This is a genomic window from Pseudomonas sp. NLJ1 (genome assembly GCF_049486705.1).
GTDB classification, from domain to species: Bacteria; Pseudomonadota; Gammaproteobacteria; order Pseudomonadales; family Pseudomonadaceae; genus Aquipseudomonas; species Aquipseudomonas inefficax.
The window spans coordinates 2,741,615-2,757,605 of record NZ_CP137735.1 but is presented as its reverse complement, the minus strand read 5'-3'; the positions used below and the strand labels follow the sequence as shown (position 1 = coordinate 2,757,605).

Annotated in this window: 14 protein-coding genes; 5 read left to right on the top strand and 9 right to left on the bottom strand. The window is 62.3% G+C overall.

Annotated elements, in window-relative coordinates; genetic code table 11:
- Positions 1 to 254: 254 nt before the first annotated feature.
- From uvrD to zwf, 3 genes are all read right to left on the bottom strand, one after another.
- Positions 255 to 2,441 carry a DNA helicase II gene (gene uvrD, locus R9B85_RS12350; RefSeq protein ID WP_423771041.1) on the bottom strand — a complete coding sequence of 729 codons (2,187 nt, stop codon included), beginning with the start codon at positions 2,439 to 2,441 and terminating at the stop codon, positions 255 to 257.
- Positions 2,442 to 2,571: 130 nt separating this feature from the next.
- The gene (locus tag R9B85_RS12345) at positions 2,572 to 2,886 is read right to left on the bottom strand and encodes a hypothetical protein (RefSeq protein ID WP_112249460.1); all 315 of its coding nucleotides are present in this window, start codon (positions 2,884 to 2,886) and stop codon (positions 2,572 to 2,574) included.
- Positions 2,887 to 2,974: 88 nt separating this feature from the next.
- Positions 2,975 to 4,417: a glucose-6-phosphate dehydrogenase gene (zwf, locus tag R9B85_RS12340; protein ID WP_112249459.1), complete on the bottom strand. Its 1,443-nt coding sequence runs from the start codon at positions 4,415 to 4,417 to the stop codon at positions 2,975 to 2,977.
- 103 nt (positions 4,418 to 4,520) lie between these two features.
- Between zwf and hexR the strand changes: the two genes are divergently transcribed.
- Together hexR and R9B85_RS12330 are read left to right on the top strand one after the other, a co-directional pair.
- Positions 4,521 to 5,387: a transcriptional regulator HexR gene (hexR, locus tag R9B85_RS12335; protein WP_011536461.1), complete on the top strand. Its 867-nt coding sequence runs from the start codon at positions 4,521 to 4,523 to the stop codon at positions 5,385 to 5,387.
- A gap of 213 nt (positions 5,388 to 5,600) precedes the next feature.
- Entirely contained in the window at positions 5,601 to 5,819 is a 219-nt protein-coding gene (locus R9B85_RS12330) for a PA3496 family putative envelope integrity protein (RefSeq protein ID WP_080563834.1), read from the top strand.
- Here the strand turns inward: R9B85_RS12330 and R9B85_RS12325 are convergent.
- Positions 5,761 to 6,723 carry a LysR family transcriptional regulator gene (locus R9B85_RS12325; protein WP_286675447.1) on the bottom strand — a complete coding sequence of 321 codons (963 nt, stop codon included), beginning with the start codon at positions 6,721 to 6,723 and terminating at the stop codon, positions 5,761 to 5,763. The genes R9B85_RS12330 and R9B85_RS12325 overlap by 59 nt on opposite strands.
- 189 nt (positions 6,724 to 6,912) lie before the next feature.
- Here R9B85_RS12325 and R9B85_RS12320 point away from each other — a divergent pair, with 189 nt between their 5' ends.
- Together R9B85_RS12320 and oadA are read left to right on the top strand one after the other, a co-directional pair.
- Entirely contained in the window at positions 6,913 to 8,328 is a 1,416-nt protein-coding gene (locus R9B85_RS12320) for an acetyl-CoA carboxylase biotin carboxylase subunit (RefSeq protein ID WP_112249456.1), read from the top strand.
- A gap of 11 nt (positions 8,329 to 8,339) precedes the next feature.
- Positions 8,340 to 10,148, top strand: a complete 1,809-nt coding sequence (oadA, locus tag R9B85_RS12315; RefSeq protein ID WP_112249455.1) for a sodium-extruding oxaloacetate decarboxylase subunit alpha — start codon at positions 8,340 to 8,342, stop codon at positions 10,146 to 10,148.
- A 184-nt stretch (positions 10,149 to 10,332) separates the two neighbouring features.
- Here the strand turns inward: oadA and R9B85_RS12310 are convergent, their stop codons facing one another.
- Genes R9B85_RS12310 through R9B85_RS12300 form a run of 3 tightly spaced genes read right to left on the bottom strand, consistent with a single transcriptional unit; the run spans position 10,333 to position 12,099 of the window.
- Positions 10,333 to 11,004, bottom strand: a complete 672-nt coding sequence (locus tag R9B85_RS12310) for a GNAT family N-acetyltransferase (protein WP_207876992.1) — start codon at positions 11,002 to 11,004, stop codon at positions 10,333 to 10,335.
- A 7-nt stretch (positions 11,005 to 11,011) separates the two neighbouring features.
- Positions 11,012 to 11,458 (bottom strand): GNAT family N-acetyltransferase, encoded by a 447-nt coding sequence (locus R9B85_RS12305; protein WP_112249453.1) that lies wholly within the window; start codon positions 11,456 to 11,458, stop codon positions 11,012 to 11,014.
- 11 nt (positions 11,459 to 11,469) lie between these two features.
- Complete coding sequence (locus R9B85_RS12300; RefSeq protein WP_112249452.1) at positions 11,470 to 12,099, bottom strand: FMN-binding negative transcriptional regulator; 630 nt, start codon at positions 12,097 to 12,099, stop codon at positions 11,470 to 11,472.
- A gap of 90 nt (positions 12,100 to 12,189) precedes the next feature.
- Here R9B85_RS12300 and R9B85_RS12295 point away from each other — a divergent pair, with 90 nt between their 5' ends.
- A complete protein-coding gene (locus R9B85_RS12295) occupies positions 12,190 to 13,737 on the top strand; it encodes a PLP-dependent aminotransferase family protein (protein WP_112249451.1) in 1,548 nt (515 codons plus the stop codon).
- 30 nt (positions 13,738 to 13,767) lie between these two features.
- Here R9B85_RS12295 and R9B85_RS12290 read toward each other — a convergent pair whose 3' ends face one another.
- Complete coding sequence (locus R9B85_RS12290; RefSeq protein WP_112249450.1) at positions 13,768 to 14,871, bottom strand: polyamine ABC transporter substrate-binding protein; 1,104 nt, start codon at positions 14,869 to 14,871, stop codon at positions 13,768 to 13,770.
- A complete protein-coding gene (locus tag R9B85_RS12285) occupies positions 14,871 to 15,914 on the bottom strand; it encodes a histone deacetylase family protein (RefSeq protein WP_207876993.1) in 1,044 nt (347 codons plus the stop codon). The genes R9B85_RS12290 and R9B85_RS12285 overlap by 1 nt, the downstream gene beginning before the upstream one ends.
- Positions 15,915 to 15,991: the final 77 nt, after the last annotated feature.

The window sequence follows — 15,991 nt, the reverse complement described above, 5'->3', positions numbered from 1 at the left end:
GGTGCACAGGTTCCCGGGCACATGACCAGCGACATAATGTTTCTAGCTTTTGCCTGAGTGTTACAAACCCGGCTGGACCGGACTTTTTGAATGCTGACCCAATACCTGTGGGAGCGGCCTTGTGTCGCGATAGGGCTGCGAAGCAGCCCTAAGATATCAGCGTCAAAGCCACAATCGTGGGGCCGCTTTGCGGCCCTTTCGCGACACAAGGCCGCTCCCACAAAGGCCGCTCCTACAAGGACCTGCGCAGGCTTTTAGATGGCCTCGAGCTTGGCATACCCCAGCATCAGCCACTTGCTGCCTTCGGCAAAATTCACCTGCACCCGTGCCTGGGCGCCGGAGCCTTCGAAGTTAAGGATCACACCCTCGCCAAACACCGCATGCTGCACACGCTGACCCAGGTTGAACGCGGTCTGCGGAATGCTGGCATTGGCGAACAGGTTGCTGTTCGTCGCCGTCTTGGCCCCGCCGAACGGGCGACTGACGCTGTTGGACAGGCGCACTTCCTGAACCAGGCCCGCCGGAATTTCGCGTACGAAACGTGACACCTTGTTGTAGGTCTCGCTCCCATACAGGCGACGTGTTTCAGCGTAGGTCATGACCAGTTGGCGCATGGCGCGGGTGATGCCCACATAAGCCAGGCGGCGCTCCTCTTCCAGGCGGCCAGGCTCTTCCAGGCTCATCTTGTGCGGGAACAGGCCTTCTTCCATGCCCACCAGGAACACATACGGGAACTCCAGGCCCTTGGCGCTGTGCAAGGTCATCAGCTGGACGCTGTCTTCATGCTCGTCGGCCTGGGCGTCGCCTGCCTCGAGCGAGGCGTGGCCGAGGAACGCCGAGAGTGGCGAGAGGTCGGCGTCTTCTTCGGTGGACTCGAAGTTGCGCGCTGCGCTGACCAGTTCCTCAAGGTTTTCTACCCGTGCCTGGCCCTTTTCACCCTTTTCTTCCTGGTGATAGATGATCAGCCCGGACTGCTCGATGGTGGTCTGGGTCATGGTATGCAGTGGCATGTCCACGACCTTGGCAGCCAACCCCTCGATCAGCTCGATGAACGCACCCAAGGCACTGGCGGCGCGGCCTTTCAGGGCTTTGGCAGCGAGCAGCTGGCACATGGCTTCCCACATCGACAGCTGGCTGTGGCGGGCATGCTCGCGGATGGCTTCGACGGTTTTTTCGCCAATGCCACGTGGCGGCACGTTGATCACCCGTTCCAGGGCAGCATCGTTGCCGCGGCCTTCGATCAGCCGCAGGTAAGCCATGGCGTTCTTGATTTCGGCGCGCTCGAAGAAGCGCTGGCCACCGTAGATGCGGTAGGGGATGCGTTCGCGCAGCAGGGCTTCTTCCAGCACCCGCGACTGGGCGTTGGAACGGTACAGGATGGCGATCTCGCTACGCGCGTTGCCCTGTTTGACCAGGCTTTCGATGGTTTCCACCACGTAGCGCGCTTCGTCGTGCTCGTTGTAGGCCGCATACAGGGTCAACGGTTCGCCTTCGCCCAGGTCGGTCCACAGTTCCTTGCCCAGGCGCCCGCTGTTGTTGGCGATCAGCGCGTTGGCCGCCTTGAGGATGCCGCCGGTGGAGCGGTAGTTCTGCTCCAGGCGGATCATTTCGGCGTCTGGGAAGTCGGCAGTGTACTGGTGAATGTTCTCGATCTTGGCACCGCGCCAGCCGTAGATCGACTGGTCGTCATCGCCCACTGCCATCAGGCTGGCGCCACCGCGTGCCAACAGGCGCAGCCAGGCGTACTGCACGGCGTTGGTATCCTGGAATTCGTCTACCAGCACATGCTGGAAACGCCGCTGATAGTGTTCCAGCAGGCCGGGATGGTCGCGCCACAGGTCAAGGGCGCGCAGCAGCAACTCGGAAAAGTCGATGACCCCGGCGCGCTCGCAGGCCTGTTCGTAGGCGGTATAGACGTCGCGCATGGTCGACAGGAACAGGTCGCCCCCGGCCTGGATATTTTGCGGTCGCAGGCCTTCGTCCTTCTGCCCGTTGATGAACCACTGGGCTTGGCGTGCCGGCCATTTCTGCTCGTCCAGGCCCAGCTCGCGCATCACCCGCTTGATCAGGCGCTGCTGGTCGTCGCTGTCGAGGATCTGGAAGTTCTGCACCAGTCGTGCTTCCTGCCAGTGCGCCCGCAGCAGGCGATGGGCCAGGCCGTGGAAGGTGCCGACCCACATGCCCGCCGGGTTGATGCCCAGCAGTTGCTCGATCCGCTGGCGCATTTCTGCCGCGGCCTTGTTGGTGAAGGTCACCGACAGGATCGAGTGCGGCGATGCCTGCTCCACCTGGATCAGCCAGGCAATGCGGTGCACCAGCACGCGGGTTTTACCGGAACCGGCGCCAGCAAGCACCAGTTGACGCCCGAGCGTGGCCGCTACGGCCTGGCGTTGGGCATCGTTGAGGGAATTCAGCAGGAGGGAGAGGTCGTCTGTGCGCATCGGGCCATTCTAGGGCGCAGCAGGAAATGGGGCAAACTTCTACTGTATGAATATTCACCTGCCGCATGCCCGTTCATCGAGCCGATGGCAGGTGCCAGGCCGCCGTTCAGGCGACCTGGCCGGCAGCGGCTCAGTCAATCGCTTCGATGGTGCGAATTTCGCAGCGCTGAGAACCGTCAGCATGGATGATCTCCACGGTTTTCCAGCCAGTGCCGCCTGCACGTTCGAAAACCACGGTTTTTTCCGTCAGGACCTGCGGGGTGATTGCGCCGCTATCCACCAGCTGAAGCTCCAGCACTTCCCAGCCACCCCTGTGGCGCAGCTTGGGTTCGACCAGCACCGGTTCGATGGCCGGGGTGGCGACCGTAACGGTGCCATGAACCCTGAACACCTGCTTGCCGTGGGCGATGTCATTGACTGCAACGAGGTTGGTAATAATAGCCATTGTCTGTTCCTGTCTCGTGTTGAAAGTAGCGCCAGTGCGCTGGGGCTACTTTCTGCTCTTTCATCTGACACGGGAGCAGGGCAGTGCTTCAGCTATGCCAGTGCCTGCCATGCCTGGCGAGCAAGCTGTTGGCTTGCTCCGGCCCGTTACTGCCTGCCGGGTACGGTCTTGGTGCCTGGAAGTGCTCTTCACAGCCCTTGATGATCGGGTCGATCCAGGCCCAGGCCGCTTCCACTTCGTCGCGGCGCATGAACAACGTCGAGTCGCCCTCAAGCACATCCAGCAACAGCCGCTCGTAGGCGTCCCAGCGGCGGGTCTGGCTGAACACCTGGGCCAGGTTCAGATCCAGGTCCACAGGTTCCAGGCGCATGCCCTTGCCCGGGCTCTTGGTCATCATGCGCAAGCTGATGCGTTCGTCCGGTTGCAGCTGGATCAGCAGCTGGTTGACTTGGCCACCATTGAAAAGCTCGTGGGGCACCGGCTTGAACTGGATGACGATCTGCGATGAGCGGCGTGCCATGCGCTTGCCGGTACGCAGGTAGAAGGGCACGCCCGCCCAGCGCCAGTTGTCGATGTGCGCCTCGATGGCGATGAAGGTTTCGGTGTCGCTGTCGTTGTCGACGTCCTTTTCGAAATAATAGGCCGGCACTTCCTGGCCGCCGATGTGCCCGGCGCCATACTGGCCGCGTACGGTCTTGTCCTGTACGTCCTGACCAGTGATGGGCTTGAGGGCGCGCAGGATCTTCACTTTCTCGTCACGCACCGCTTCGGCCTCGAACTGCGCGGGGGGCTCCATGGCCACCAGGCACAGCAGCTGTAGCAAGTGGTTCTGCAGCATGTCGCGGGTCGCCCCGGCGCGGTCGTAGTAGGCGCCGCGGTTCTCTACCCCCAGGGTCTCGCAAACGCTGATCTGCACGTGGTCGACCTGGCTGTTGCGCCACACTGGCTCCAGCAGGGCGTTGGCAAAACGCAGGGCCATCAGGTTCTGCACGGTTTCCTTGCCCAGGTAGTGGTCGATGCGAAATACCTGGTTTTCCTCAAGCACTGCGCCGATCGCTTCGTTGATGGCGGTAGCCGACTCCAGCGAGTGGCCGATCGGCTTTTCCAGAACGATGCGCGCTTCGGCGTCGGCCAGGCCGGCGTTGTGCAGGTGCTTGGCGATCGGCACGAACAGGTTGGGGGCGGTGGCCAGGTAGAAGATGCGCGTCAAGCCGCCGGGCTCGCCCAGGTAACGCGCCAGGCGGCCGAAATCGGCGCTTTGCGAAGCATCCATGGCGAAATAGTCGACGCGCGCGGAAAAACGCTGCCAGACCTCTTCGTCGAAGTCGTTGCGGGCGATCTGTGCCCGGCAATGGCGTTCGGCGAGCTTGAGATAGTCATTGCGTGGCAAGTTGCGTCGCGCCAGTGCGATGATCCGCACGGCAGGGTCAAGACGGGCCTCGCGAAACAGGTGGTAGAGCGCCGGAAGCAATTTGTGCAGGGCCAGATCGCCGGTGCCGCCGAAGACCAGAATGTCGCAAGGAATAGTCAAACCACCACTCTCCACGTTCGTTTAACTGGGCGGGTTGGCGTCCATGTAGTATAACTACAAGATAGCTACAACCCGGCCAGCCGATCATAACCGAGTCCAGCCTGTGAATCTGTTGCAACATATCGCCCAATCGCGCCACCTGCTGCGCAAATCGGAACTCAAAGTGGCCGACCACGTGCTACTCGACCCGGCTGCCGTCATGCACAGCTCCATGGCCGACCTGGCGCACAGCGTGGGTATCAGCGAACCGACCATCGTGCGTTTCTGCCGTGCGATCGGTTGTTCGGGCTTCCAGGACCTGAAGCTGAAGCTGGCGCAGAGCCTGGCTGCGGGGGCCAGTTTCGGCCAGTTCGCCATTCATGAAGACGACTCGGTCGCCGACTACAGCCTGAAGATCTTCGACACCACGCTGCACACCCTGATGGAAGTGCGCGAGCACCTCGACCCGCAGGCGCTGCAGCAGGCAGTGACCGCCATGGCCCAGGCGCAGCGTGTGGAGTTCTATGGCTTTGGTGCCTCCGGTGCGGTAGCGGCCGATGCCCAGCACAAGTTCTTCCGCCTGCTGCTCAGCGCGGCAGCCTATTCCGACCCGCACATGCAGGCGATGTCGGCGGTGACCCTGAAGCCGGGTGATGTGGCGGTATGCATTTCCCAGTCGGGCCGTTCCAAGGACCTGTTGATTACCGCCAACCTGGTCCGTGAGAGCGGTGCCAACCTGATTACCCTGTGCCCCAGCCAGACACCGCTGGCGGAGCTTTCGACGGTAAACCTGGCAATCGACGTGCATGAAGACACCGAAATCTACACCCCGCTGACCTCGCGTATCGCCCACCTGGTGGTGATTGACGTGCTGGCCATGGGTGTGGCCATGGCGCGCGGGCCGAGCCTGGTCAACCACCTGAAGAGCGTGAAGCGCAGCTTGCGCAGCCTGCGCTTGTCGCCCAAGTCGATCAAGGCTACCGACGACTGATTGTCGTTGCCTGTGCCGGCCCTTTCGCGGGTAAACCCGCTCCCACAGGTACTGCACCGTCCTTGAGGCTGGTGAGCACCTGTGGGAGCGGGTTTACCCGCGAAGAGGTCGGCACAGGTGCTATAAATTTCACTGTTTTGTCACCATTCCACAGCCAAACCGTAAACCGCCAAAGCCAGTCTGAAGTTCCCGCATCTATCTGGGAGACAGGCAATGGCTCGTGACTTCGACGGTACGTACCAACCCAGCGCCAAGGCTCGCAAGCAGCAGGAAAAGGATCAGCGCCGCATGGAATACCGCCGCGCGATCGAGAGCTATTGCGACCAACGTCAACTGCTCCGCGAGCTAGTGGACTACCCGGAGCTGCAAGAGCTCACGGTCTGGCAGGCGTCGGCAGCAGCTTCCCCGAAAAACGCTCAACCAGCGCGCTGATCAACGCACGTTCGCTGCGAATGAACGCCAGGAAAGCCAAGGCCACCGGCGACTGCCGTTTGGCCTTGGACTGCACCACGCACCAGCTGCGGTACAGCGGCAGTTCTTCCACGGGCAGCTCCCTCAACACACCGGTGGCCAGCTCCAGGTTGACCGCATGGCGGGTCAGCATGGCAATGCCCAAGCCGGCGATCACGCACTCTCGCTGGGCGTCTGCCGAAGCCACCTCCAAGGTCTGCGTGAAATGCACGCGCTTGTCCTTGAAGTATTCCTCGCAAGCCTTGCGTGTGCCCGAACCTTGTTCGCGCACCAGCAGGGTATGAGGCTCAAGGTCCTGCAGGCGCAGTTGCTCCAGCTTGCAAAGCGGGTGCTCGGGCGGCGCCACCGCGATGATTGGGTTGTTGAGGAACGGCAGAAACTCCAGGCCCATGTCTTGCGGCACCATGGACATGATGATCAGGTCGTCGCGGTTGTCCGACAAGCGGCGGATGGCTTGGGCGCGATTGACCACGGTCAGGGTCAGGTTGACCTCCGGGTGACGCTGTTTGAAGGCAGCGAACAGGTGTGGCACGAAATACTTGGCGCTGGACTCGATCGCCAGCTTCAACTGCCCCTGCAATGAGCCCTGCATGTCCGACAGCTGCATGTCCAGGCTCTCCAGGCGCCCGAAGATATCGTGGCTGGCGCGTTGCAGGGCCTCGGCAGCTTCGGTCAGGTAGAGCTTCTTGCCCACGTACTCGAACAGCGGTTGGCCGATCAGCTCTTCGAGCTGGCGGATCTGTAGACTAACGGCGGGTTGCGTCAGGGCCATCTCTTCCGCCGCCCGGCTGTACGAACGTAAATCGCATACCTCGTTGAAGATCTGCAATTGACGCAACGTCATACGCATCAAGGACTTACGCATTTTTATCCGCCCTTCGGCAACACCTTGTTACCGCACTATAAGCTTTTGCTAATACAGCCCCTAACAAATATTGATTTTTGTTTATCAACCTACAGCGCTAGGGTGAATGTGCGACTGGCCAGCAACGTCTGGTCACGCGCCGACCGGGAGAACCGGCTCGACTGTTCCTACGGCTTTGGGAAGACTCCAGTGATAAAAAAAATCCTGATCGCCAACCGAGGTGAAATTGCAGTTCGGATCGTGCGCGCCTGCGCCGAGATGGGCATTCGCTCGGTGGCGATCTATTCCGACGCCGACCGCCACGCGTTGCATGTCAAGCGCGCCGACGAAGCCCACAGCATTGGTGCCGAGCCGCTGGCCGGTTACCTGAACCCGCGCAAGCTGGTGAACCTGGCTGTGGAAACCGGTTGTGATGCCCTGCACCCAGGTTATGGTTTCCTGTCGGAAAACGCTGAACTGGCAGAGATCTGCGCCGAGCGCGGGATCAAGTTCATCGGCCCGGCAGCCGAGGTCATTCGCCGCATGGGCGACAAGACCGAAGCGCGTCGCACCATGATCGCCGCCGGCGTACCGGTAACCCCGGGTACCGAAGGCAACGTTGCCGATATTCACGAAGCGCTGAGCGAAGGTGACCGCATCGGTTACCCGGTCATGCTCAAGGCCACCTCTGGTGGTGGCGGCCGTGGTATTCGCCGTTGCAACAGCCGTGAAGAACTGGAACAGAACTTCCCCCGCGTCATCTCCGAGGCTACCAAGGCCTTTGGTTCTGCGGAAGTGTTCCTGGAAAAGTGCATCGTCAATCCCAAGCACATCGAGGCGCAGATCCTCGGTGACAGCTTTGGCAACGTCGTGCACCTGTTCGAGCGCGATTGCTCGATCCAGCGCCGCAACCAGAAGCTCATCGAAATCGCCCCGAGCCCTCAGCTCACCCCCGAGCAGCGCGCCTACATCGGCGACCTGGCGGTGCGTGCGGCCAAGGCAGTGAACTACGAGAACGCCGGTACCGTGGAGTTCCTGCTCGCCGATGGCGAGGTGTACTTCATGGAAATGAACACCCGGGTACAGGTGGAACACACCATCACCGAGGAAATCACCGGTATAGACGTCGTCCGTGAGCAGATTCGCATTGCCTCGGGCCTGCCGCTGTCGGTCAAGCAGGAAGACATCCAGCACCGCGGTTACGCGCTGCAGTTCCGTATCAACGCCGAAGACCCGAAGAACAACTTCTTGCCGAGCTTCGGCAAGATCACCCGCTACTACGCCCCCGGCGGCCCGGGCGTGCGTACCGACACGGCGATCTACACCGGTTACACCATTCCGCCGTTCTACGACTCCATGTGCCTGAAACTGGTGGTGTGGGCGTTGACCTGGGAAGAAGCCATGGACCGCGGCCTGCGGGCCCTGGACGACATGCGCGTGCAAGGGGTGAAGACCACTGCCGCGTACTACCAGGAAATCCTGCGCAATCCGGAATTCCGTAGCGGCCAGTTCAACACCAGCTTCGTCGAAAGCCACCCGGAACTGACCAACTACTCGATCAAGCGCAAACCCGAAGAGCTGGCCCTGGCCATCGCCGCCGCCATCGCCGCCCACGCAGGCCTGTGAGGAACCCAATAATGTCCAAGAAAATTCACGTAACCGACACGATCCTGCGCGACGCCCACCAGTCCCTGCTGGCCACCCGCATGCGTACCGAAGACATGCTGCCGATCTGCGACAAGCTCGACAGGGTCGGCTACTGGTCGCTGGAAGTCTGGGGTGGCGCCACCTTCGACGCCTGCGTGCGCTTCCTCAAGGAAGACCCGTGGGAACGCCTGCGCAAGCTGCGCGCGGCGCTGCCCAACACCCGCCTGCAAATGCTGCTGCGCGGCCAGAACCTGCTGGGCTACCGCCACTACAGCGACGATGTGGTAAAGGCCTTCGTCGCCAAGGCAGCGGTCAACGGTATCGATGTGTTCCGTATCTTCGATGCCATGAACGATGTGCGTAACCTGCGCGTGGCCATTGAAGCGGTCAAGGCTGCCGGCAAGCACGCCCAAGGCACCATCGCCTACACCACCAGCCCGGTACATACCATCGAAGCCTTCGTGAAGCAGGCCAAGCAGATGGAAGCCATGGGTTGCGACTCGGTGGCGATCAAGGACATGGCCGGCCTGCTGACCCCGTTCGCCACCGGTGAACTGGTCAAGGCGCTGAAGGCTGAGCAGTCGCTGCCAGTATTCATCCACTCCCACGACACTGCCGGCCTGGCCGCAATGTGCCAGCTGAAGGCTGTGGAGAACGGCGCCGATCACATCGACACCGCCATCTCCAGCTTCGCCTGGGGCACCAGTCACCCGGGTACCGAGTCGATGGTTGCCGCGCTCAAGGGCAGCGAATTCGATACCGGCCTGGACCTGGAGCTGCTGCAGGAAATCGGTCTGTACTTCTATGCCGTGCGCAAGAAGTACCACCAGTTCGAAAGCGAGTTCACCGCCGTGGACACCCGCGTGCAGGTCAACCAGGTACCGGGCGGCATGATTTCCAACCTGGCCAACCAGCTCAAGGAGCAGGGCGCCCTCAACCGCATGAACGAAGTGCTGGCTGAGATCCCTCGCGTTCGTGAAGACCTCGGCTTCCCGCCGCTGGTGACCCCGACTTCGCAGATCGTCGGTACCCAGGCGTTCTTCAACGTGTTGGCCGGCGAGCGCTACAAGACCATCACCAATGAGGTGAAGCTGTACCTGCAAGGCGGTTACGGCAAGGCCCCGGGCGTGGTCAACGAGCAGCTGCGTCGTCAGGCGATCGGCAGTGAAGAAGTGATCGATGTGCGCCCCGCCGACCTGCTGAAGCCAGAAATGGCCAAGCTGCGTGCCGACATCGGCGCCCTGGCCCGTTGCGAAGAAGACGTGCTGACTTTCGCCATGTTCCCGGACATCGGCCGCAAGTTCCTCGAAGAGCGCGAAGCCGGCACCCTGACCCCGGAAGTCCTGCTGCCAATTCCTGAAGCGGGCGCAGTGGCGTCCCATAGCGGTGAAGGTGTACCGACCGAATTCGTCATCGACGTTCACGGCGAAACCTACCGCGTCGACATCACCGGTGTGGGCGTGAAGGCCGAAGGCAAGCGTCACTTCTACCTGTCGATCGACGGCATGCCGGAAGAAGTGGTGTTCGAGCCGCTCAACGAATTCGTCGGCGGTGGCGGCAGCAAGCGCAAGCAGGCCAGTGCCCCGGGCCATGTCAGCACCACCATGCCAGGCAACATCGTCGATGTGCTGGTCAAGGAAGGCGACATGGTCAAGACCGGCCAGGCCGTGTTGATCACCGAAGCCATGAAGATGGAGACTGAAGTGCAGGCGGGTATCGCCGGCAAGGTCGTGGCCATTCATGTAGCCAAGGGCGACCGTGTGACACCGGGCGAGATCCTGATCGAGATCGAAGGCTGAGATAAGCCCTCATCTACAAGCGGTTAACCTCTGGGGAGCGGATGCTCCCCTTTTTTTGCGTTGAATCTGCCGGCCTCTTCGCGGGCTTGCCCGCTCCCACAGGTACACCACCAGTCTCGAGACCTGTGGAAAACCTGTGGGAGCGGGCAAGCCCGCGAAGAGGCCGGTTGGTCCAGTGCAACTCTCAACCCTTGCGGCACGCCTCCAAGGTCTGCACCTGCCCCTCGGGCTTCTGGTTTTCCTCGCTCAACCACCGCTCGAACCCGGCAGCCACCGCTGGCCACTCATCATCGGTAATCGAATACCACGCCGTATCCCGATTGTGGTCCTTCACCACCAGATGCTTGCGGAACACCCCTTCGAATACAAAGCCAAACCGCTCCGCCGCGCGCTTGGAGCGGGCGTTGGCGTTGTTGCACTTCCACTCCAGCCGGCGGTTGCCCAGCTCGAAGCCCAGCTTGCCCAGCAGGTACACCGCCTCGGTGCCCTTGGGCGTACGCTGCATGGCGGCGCCAAAGGCGACGTGGCCGATTTCGATGCGGCCGTGGTCGGGTACGATCGACATCAGGCTGAGGATGCCCTGCGCCTGGCCGCTCGGGCGGTCGATCACGGTGTAGAACAGCGGGTCGCGGCCGGCGGCGTTGCCCTCCAGCCAACGGTTGAAGGCGGCACGTTCGGTGAACGGGCCATAGGGCAGGTAGTCCCACAGCACCGGGTCGGCAGCCGGACCTTGCAGCGCCTCCCAGAGATCGTCGCCATGGCGCGCCGGGTCGAGCTTTTCCAGGCGGGTGAAGCGGCCGTCGATGGGCTCGGCCTGGGGGACTGCGGCGGGTTTCCAGTTCAATGCGTCGGTCATGTTCGGCTTAGAACTCTTTGCGGAATTGAATGAAGCCCGAGCGCTCGGCAACCTGCTGGTACAGGCTGATGGCGGTGGCGTTGGTCTCGTGGGTCAGCCAGTGCACCTTGCTGCAGTTTTCGGCCTTGGCTGCAGTGTAGACATGCTCGATCAGCTGGCGGCCGATGCCCAGGCCACGCTGCGTGCTGTCCACGTACAGGTCCTGCAGGTAGCAGGCGTTACCGATACTCCAGTTGGTACGATGGTAAATGAAGTTGACCATACCCACGGCCTTGCCATCGACCCAAGCCAGTGCCGAATGAGTCGGTTCGTTCGGGTCGAGCAAGCGTTGCCAGGTGCTGAGGCTGACCCCTTCGGGCAATTCGGATTCATAGAAGTGCAGGTAGGCCTGCCACAGGGCGAGCCAGGCAGCATGGTCCTGGCTGGTGACGGAACGCAGGGTAACGCTGGACATGGGCTATTCCTTCAGAGTTGGCGCATGTGCGCCGCGAGTTGGTTATCCAGGTAGTCGGGGCTGGCGCGCAGGCCTTCACGCACGCCGGCAATGTCTTGCTCGGAGCGGTTCTGGCTGAGCTTGCGCGCGCCTTGCAGGCGGGCGATGGGCAGGCGAACACCGACGATGGCGCGGAGCATGCCATCGAGGTACTCACGCGGAGCGTCGGTGACTTTCCACGGTTCGTCGCGGCCTTGTTCGTGGCGCTCGGTCAGGCGACTGACAATTGCCAGCAATGGTTCTGCGTCGTGGATCACTTCCGCCGGGCCATAGGCGTGCACGGCCAGGTAGTTCCAGGTTGGCACCACCTTGGGGTTGTCGGCCTTGCTCGGATAGTAACCAGGGCTGACATAAGCATCGGCGCCGGGGAACACCAGCAGGGCTTCGCCACCATGCTCCAGGTCGTGCCACTGGCGGTTGGCTCGCGCCAGGTGGGCATAGACGGTGCCGAATTCGCCTTCGCCGGTATCGACCAGCACGGGCAGGTGCGTGGCCAGCAGGCCTTGTTCGCCCTGGCTTACCAGGATGGCCAGGCGGGTGTCGAGCATGTGCTGGTGCAGGTGCCCGAGGTCATGTTCCTGATGGGGTTTGCTGTTGTACATGCTCGGTTTCCTTGTGCGATGGCTTCATCCTAGGCAGGCTATTGGCTCATAGTAAGAGCCATTAACAGCTGTTTTGATAGGTCCAATGCCATGAGCGAGCGCCCCCTCGTGTTGCCTTTCGACCCTGCCGGGATCGCCCTTGATCGCCGCCGCGGGCTCAGCCAGCAGCTGTACCAGGCGCTACGTGCGCGGGTGCTGGATGGGCGCCTGAGCAGTGGCACGCGGCTACCCGCCACGCGTGATCTGGCCGCCATGCTGGCGCTGTCACGCAACAGCGTGGTGCGGGCCTATGACCAGCTATATGCCGAGGGCTACATCGAGAGCCGGGTAGGCGATGGCACCTATGTCAGCCAGCTGCCGAAACTCTCCAATGTAAAACTATCCACACAAGTATCCACAGGGTTATCCAGGGGCTTATCAACAGACTTATCCACATTTTCCCGGGAAAATACTGAGGATTTATCCAGCAAGCGGTGGTCCAGCGAGCCTTTGCAGCGCCTGAAAACTAACCATCTACCGCCCCCAAGAAGCGGTGCCCCGCGTGCATTTCGCGTCGGTATTCCGGCGTTCGACCTGTTCCCGTTCGACGTCTGGGCCAAGCTGCAGGCGGGTTTCTGGCGCAACCCGAATCCGGCGCAGCTGGGTTACGGTGACCCTGCAGGTGAGCCGCTGCTGCGTGAACTGATTGCAGCCTACCTGCGTCGCTCGCGTGGGCTGAGTTGTGCGGCTGAACAAATAGTGATCACCAGTGGTGCGCAGCAGGCCATCAGCCTTTGTGCACAGTTGCTATTGCAGCCGGGCGAAGGTGTGGCTGTGGAAAACCCGGGTTACCGCGCAGCCGGGCATGCCTTTGCGCTGGCCGGTGGCAGGTTGCATGGCGTACCGGTGGACGAGGACGGCATGGACTGTCGCCGGCTCGGGCAGCTGGCGGATTGCCGGCTGGCCTATGTCACGCCGGCCCACCAGTACCCGACCGGGGTGACGATGAGCCTGGCGCGACGCCTGGAGCTACTGGCCTGGGCCGAGCGCAGCGATGGCTGGATCATCGAAGACGACTATGACGGCGAGTACCGCTACAGCGGTGCGCCCTTGGCCCCGCTTGCGGCGCTCGACCAGCACGGGCGGGTGCTGTACGTCGGCACCTTCGGCAAGATCGCCTTTCCGGCATTGCGCCTGGGCTACCTGGTACTGCCGCCGCCGCAACTGGCGCAGGCGTTCAGCCAGGGCAGGGCGCTGGCGGTGCGGCATTCGGAGGTCAGTAGCCAGTGCGTGATGGCAGAGTTCATGGCCCGGGGGCATTTCCAGCGGCATATCCGGCGCATGCGCAAGGCGGCGTTGAGCAGGCGCAATGTGCTCAAGGCTGGTTGGCCTGTGGATATTCCGGGGTTGGGAGGCATGCCGGAGGTGGCGGCGGGGCTGCATGTGAAGGTTGATGTGGATAACTTTGCGCGGGAGCAGGAGCTGGTGGCCAAGGCGGAAGCGGTCGGCGTTGAGGTAACGCCGCTGAGTAATTTCTGGCTGGCGGACAGCGAGCAGCCTGTGGATAAGCGCGCGGGGCTGGTGCTGGGGTTTGCAGCGGTGCCGGAGGGGGAGATTGCCGAGGCGTTGATGCGCTTGCGCAAGGCTTGGAGAAAGTGAATGGGGCTGCAAAGCAGCCCCGGCTCTAAATCAGGTTCCGGACTTGATCCGCGTCCAGGCCCTGGTCCGCGCCCGCTCGGCATCCCGCGCCAGGGGCTTGAGGGTATACAGCTTGGCCATTGCCTCCGCCGTCGGATACAGGTTGGGGTTGTTGCGAATCGCCGGGCTCACCTTGTCGGTCGCGTCCTTGTTCGGGTTTGGGTACCCGACAAAGTCGCTGATCGGCGCAATCACCTCGGGCCGCAGCAGGTAGTTGATGAACGCGTGGGCATCTTCCGGGTTGGCCGCGTTCTTCGGAATCGCCAGCATGTCGAACCAGATCGGTGCACCTTCCTTGGGCAGGCGCATGTCCACCACCACGCCATTCTTCGCCTCGCGGGCCCGGTTGGCGGCCTGCGAGAAGCTGCCGCTGTAGCCCACTGCCACGCAGATATCGCCGTTGGCGATGTCAGCCATGTACTTCGAGGAGTGGAAGTAGGTGATGTGCGGGCGGATCTTCAGCATCAGCGCTTCGGCTTTCTTGTAATCAGCCGGTTTGTCACTATTGGGTGGCAAGCCCAGGTACTGCAGGGCCAGCGGCATGATTTCCGACGGCGAGTCGAGCAGGGCCACGCCGCATTGCTTGAGCTTGGCGATGTTCTCTTCCTTGAAGATCAGGTCCCAGCTGTCCACCGGGGCGTTGTCGCCGAGCGCAGCCTTGACCTTGGCCGGGTTGAAGCCGATCAGTACGGTGCCGTACATGTAGGGCACGGCAAATTTGTTACCGGGGTCGTTGGCCTCGATCAGCTTCATCAGCGCCGGGTCCAGGTGCTGCCAGTTCGGCAGCTTGTTGCGGTCCAGCGGCTGAAACACTCCCGCTTCGATCTGCTTGGCGAGGAACACGTTGGACGGTACTACCACGTCATACCCGGAGTTGCCGGTCAGCAGCTTGGCTTCCAGCGCCTCGTTGGTGTCGAAGATGTCGTAGACCAGCTTCACTCCGCTGTCTTTCTGGAACTCGGTGAGGGTTTGCGGGGTGATGTAGTCGAACCAGTTGTACACCCGCAGGGTGCGCTGTTCGGCCTGGGCCTGCAGGGCACCGGTTAACAAGGTGACGGCGATGAACGGGGCGAGCAGACGCTTGAGTCGGACCATTACCGGGCTCCTGGCTGGGCGTGCTGGAAGCCTTCCAGCACATTGACCGCGTTGATACCGATTTCTTCCACAGCGTAGCCGCCTTCCATCACAAACAGGGTCGGCTTGCCGAGCTGGGCAATGCGCTTGCCCATTTCCAGGTAGTCCGGGCTGTCCAGCTTGAACTGCGAGATCGGGTCGTCCTTGAAGGTGTCCACGCCCAGCGAGACCACCAGCACGTCGGCGTCATAGGCGGCGATGCGCTGGCAGGCGTCATCCAGGGCGGCGCTCCAGGCGGCCCAGTCGCTGCCGGCCGGCAGTGGGTAGTTGATGTTGCAGCCTTCACCGGCACCCTCGCCGGTTTCATCGGCATGGCCGAGGAAGAACGGGAACTCGTCGCGCGGGTCGCCATGGATCGAGGCGAAGAACACATCGTTGCGGTGGTAGAAGATGTCCTGGGTGCCGTTGCCGTGGTGGTAGTCGACGTCGAGGATGGCGACCTTGCGCCGGCCCTGGTCGAGGAAGGCCTGGGCGGCAATGGCGGCGTTGTTCAGGTAGCAATAGCCGCCCATGACTTCGCCAGCGGCGTGGTGCCCTGGCGGGCGGCACAGGGCAAAGGCCGAATGGGCGCCTTGCTGGATCGCCGCCTGGGCGGTAAGGGCGACCTGGGCGGCGCTGTAGGCAGCCTGCCAGGTTCCGGCGGTGATCGGTGCGCCAGCATCAAAGCTGTAGTAGCCCAGTTCGCCGTGCAGGCCGGTGGGTTTTACCTGGCGCAGGGTGCGTGCGGGCCAGGTGAACGGCAGCAAGTCGCCTTCCTGGCCCAGTGCGGCCCAGCGCGCCCAGGCGCCTTCGAAGAAGTCCAGGTAGCTGGCGCTGTGGATGCGCAGCAACGGTGCGCGCCCGAAGTCGGTGGGGCCCTGGATGTCGCCGAGGTTGCGCTTTTTTACCTGGTCGAGCACATGGTCGGCGCGTGACGGCATTTCGAAACAGGGCATCAGCTTGCCGTCGATCAGCTCGCAGCGGCCGTGGTGCAGGCGGTGGTCATCGGAATAGATCGTCAGCATTTTTGTTCTCCGGTGGGTACTGGCGTGGGCCCATTTTCATGGGTGGGCCAGTGAGGGAGAACGACGCAAGTGGCCAA